Origin of the sequence: Bartonella sp. TT119HLJHH, assembly GCF_042193385.1 — a bacterium.
Classification (GTDB): Bacteria; Pseudomonadota; Alphaproteobacteria; order Rhizobiales; family Rhizobiaceae; genus Bartonella.
On record NZ_JBHILS010000120.1, the window covers coordinates 1 to 847 of the forward strand.

Genomic DNA, 847 nt, shown 5'->3' on the forward strand with positions numbered 1-847 from the left:
TTTTAATGGGTTGTGGAGCCTGCTGTGTATTTTCTGATGTCATAAAATACGCCCTCCAGATAATAAAAAACCCCGCAAATGCGGGGATTCCAAACTGCACCGCCTCTCGTCTAGATACAGTACGACCAAGTACAGCAATGTCATTAAATACGATTTGCTACACTTTGTCAACACTAAAATAACACATATTGATAATTTCAAAGGGAATCGCTTATAAGAGCTACTTGCAATGAAAAATAATGGATAAACTATGTCTAAACGCTTCATTTTAATAGGTGTAATCATTATCGGAATGTTAGCTTTTAGCTTTTATATCTTAAACAACCAAGGGACAACACCATGTGATAAGCTAGTAAATAAATTAGGAAATGTTTATAGGAACATATTTCAAAAAAGCGATATTCCTTTATATATGAAGTCCGAAAATGGAGAATGTTATCGCTTTGATGTTGTTGATAAAAAAATAAGCCATTTTAATAAAAAGATAAAGGAATGGCTCATAATAAGCTTTATAATAATCACCATAATGTCTCTTCCGATTAACATACTCTGGCGATTTAGACTAAAGATTCCTGCGTTTTTATTTGCAATAATGACCGCCTTAGCTGTTATTGCCATTCCCTCCATATTCTATTGATAGTTATTTTTGTAAAATCTGAAGCACGTTAAGAGCAACACGCAGCGAATTCACAAGATGTGGTAGCATTTGATCTTCTATCACGAGGTACTGTAGCGCAGCGTGAAGATTATACTGTCTATAAAGGCATTGTGCTTCTTTTAGTGCCTCTTGCATGTTGATAAACTGCTCTGTTGCAAATTCTACCCATTTATCTCTTGCCTTATCATC

General features: G+C 34.8%; 1 protein-coding gene and 1 pseudogene. One reads left to right on the plus strand and one right to left on the minus strand.

Going from position 1 to position 847, the window contains the following annotated elements:
• The first annotated feature begins 250 nt into the window (after positions 1-250).
• Positions 251-637: a hypothetical protein gene (locus ACFIJL_RS09690; protein WP_375624514.1), complete on the plus strand. Its 387-nt coding sequence runs from the start codon at positions 251-253 to the stop codon at positions 635-637.
• Between the two features lie 3 nt (positions 638-640).
• Here ACFIJL_RS09690 and ACFIJL_RS09695 read toward each other — a convergent pair.
• Positions 641-847 (minus strand): annotated as a pseudogene (locus ACFIJL_RS09695) (hypothetical protein); the annotation flags it as partial.

Bases quoted from the DNA above. Each gene is read 5' to 3' on its own strand.
- ACFIJL_RS09690 (WP_375624514.1), top strand. From the start codon at position 251: ATGTCTAAACGCTTCATTTTAATAGGTGTAATCATTATCGGAATGTTA.